The following is a 2650-nucleotide window of genomic DNA, read 5'->3' on the forward strand; positions in this document are numbered from 1 at the left end:
GGCGAGGACGACGAGCTGGAGCTCGACGACGACGATGAGGACGAGGACCTCGTCGTCTTTACCGCGCGCGAAGCCGCCGGCGCGCTCGCGACCATCCTGGGCTTCGTCAAACCCTATCTGACGAACTACAAGCGAATGCTGTCATTCGTGGCGTTCGGCGTCGTTGTCGAGACGTTGTTCAACGTCATCATGCCGCTCAGCCTGAAGTTCCTGATCGACGACGCGCTCGGCGAGGAGGACTTCCAGGCCCTCTACAAGATCCTCGGCGTGCTCGCGGTCGCCGGAATCTTCACCTCGATCGTCGCGGTCTGGTACGAGCGCTGGGACGCGCGGCTCGCGGCCTGCATCATCTCCGACGTCCGCAAACGTCTGTTCGAGCACGTCCAGGACCTGCCGGCGGCCTATTTCGGCCGCACCAAGCGCGGCGAGATCCTGTCGCGTTTCTCGGTCGACCTCGCGGCCTTCGAGGGTTCGGTCAAGACCTTCGCCAACAGCGCGGCGCTGCCGTTCCTGGAGTTGATCGCCGGCATTATCCTGATGTTCTTTTTGAACTGGCAGCTCGCGGTGGTTGCGCTGCTGGTGTTCCCGATCACGCTGATCGGGCCGCGCATGCTGACGCCGAAGGCGGTGCAGGCGAACTACGAGCAGAAGCTCAACGAGTCCGCGCTGCTCGGCATGGTGCAGGAGAACGTGGCGGCGCAGGCCGTGATCAAGGCGTTCAGCCTGCAACGCAGGATGTTCGGCTTCTTCACCTTCCGTAACGATGAGACCCGTAACAGGATGGCCTCAGCCGCGTTCCTGTCGACCATGGTGGAGCGGACAGTCACGATCTCGGTGCTGCTCTTGCACCTCGTGGTGCTGGCGATCGGCGCCTATCTGGCAACCAAGGGCCAGATCACCATCGGCACCTTCGTCACCTTCGAGAGCGCGTTCTGGGAGGTCTCCTACAATATCGCCCATGTGATGCATTTCGTCCCGGTGTCGATCTCCTCGGCCGCCGCGATCCGTCACATCCAGGAACTGCTCGACGAGCCGACGCGCAGCGCCGATCGCCCCGGCGCGCCGGACTTGCCGCGCATCACCCACGACATCACCTTCGACCGCGTGACATTCCAGTACGAAGGCAGCCAGACGCCGGTGCTGGACAATCTCAGCCTCAAGCTCGATGTCGGCAAGCGCATCGCCATCGTTGGCCCCTCAGGCTCCGGCAAGAGCACGCTGCTCAATTTGATCCTGCGGCTCTACGTGCCCGACGAGGGGCGCGTCACCATCGACGGCGTCGATGTCCGCAAGGTGACGCTGGATTCGCTGCGCCGGAGCATGGCGGTCGTGTTCCAGGAGAACATGCTGTTCAACATGTCGATCCGCGAGAACATCCGCCTCGGCAAGGAGGGCGCGACCGACGAGGAGGTGGAGGAGGCCGCCAAGAAGGCCGAGATCCACCGCTACATCATGAGCTTGCCGCAGCGATACGACACGCCGGTCGGCGAGCGCGGTGACACCCTGTCGGGCGGCCAGCGCCAGCGCATCGCGATTGCACGCGCGATCATCCGTAATCCTTCCGTGCTGCTGCTCGACGAGGCGACGTCGGCGCTGGACCAGACCACGGAGGCCGCGATCAACCGCACGCTGCTGAAGGTCGCCAAGGGCCGCACCATGATCTGGTCGACCCACCGCCTGACCTCGGTGGTCGAGATGGACGAGATCATCGTGATTTCAGGGGGCAGGGCGATCGAGCGCGGCTCGCATGCCGAGCTGCTGGCGAAGAACGGCACCTATCGCTCGCTGTGGAACGACCAGATCCACCAGCCGCATGGCGCCGCGGCTCACGCCGACGATGACGACGAGGATGAAGACGATAACGAGGATGATGAGGACGAGGACGACGAGAAGGAGTGACCGAGGAAGTTCGGCTCCAGATCGAGTGCTCCTCCAAGCGGCCGCAACAGCCCCTGAGCCGACCAGGCGATGAAGCGCGCCCAGCGCTGCGCCGTCCAATAGGAGCTGGTGTCGATCGAGACTGAGCGGAAGTCGAACGCCTTCGCCGCCGACCATTCATCGCAGGCCCGCTTGACCGGATCGTCGTAGAAGGCGGCGGTCTTGCCCRTATCCATCCCGTCGGAGGCGAGCCATCGCGGGACGTAGACGTTGCAGAGCCGCTCGACGTCGGTGAACACCTTGTCGCAGCCGGTGCCGGCGACGGGGCAGGAGGTCGAAAACGCGTCGCCCACCAGCACGAGGCCGGGCTGGCCGCGGGCATCGTTCACATAGAGATCGACCGGGCGGATCTTCATCTCGCCGGGGATGTCGAAGCGGCCGGTGATGTGCTTCAGCCGCGGCAGCGCGGCATCCAGCGTCTCGGCCGGCGCGCGGCGCAGCTCGCGCAACCAGGGATCGTCGAAATCGCGGTAGACGAACAAATTGGCGCGCATCCGCGGGCCGATCGGAAACATGCAGATATAGGGAATGCGGTCGCTCGGCCGCTCCGAAAAATAGGTCAGGGACGGGAAGCCGAACGATGTTCGTCCGGCGGGCACCACGTCGAATCCGATCGAGATCGAATGGCAGGCGCTGATGACCTTGCGCGCGATGCCGAGCTGGTGGCGCAGGCCGACATTCAGGCCGTTGGCGAGCACGACCAGGCGGGCCG

The 2650-nt window shown here is 64.7% G+C and carries 2 protein-coding genes; one reads left to right on the forward strand and one right to left on the reverse strand.

Annotation, left to right across the window (positions count from 1 at the left end):
• Nucleotides 1-1899 (forward strand): ABC transporter ATP-binding protein (locus tag ACXJL8_RS38570; RefSeq protein WP_456686766.1); only part of this gene is annotated, 1899 nt, incomplete at its 5' end.
• Here ACXJL8_RS38570 and ACXJL8_RS38575 read toward each other — a convergent pair.
• Nucleotides 1827-2650, reverse strand: an 824-nt coding sequence (locus ACXJL8_RS38575) for an FAD-dependent monooxygenase (protein ID WP_456686767.1), incomplete at its 5' end; no start/stop codon positions are given. The two genes, ACXJL8_RS38570 and ACXJL8_RS38575, sit on opposite strands and share 73 nt — an antisense overlap.

It is taken from the genome of Bradyrhizobium sp. P5_C11_2 (assembly GCF_054049755.1).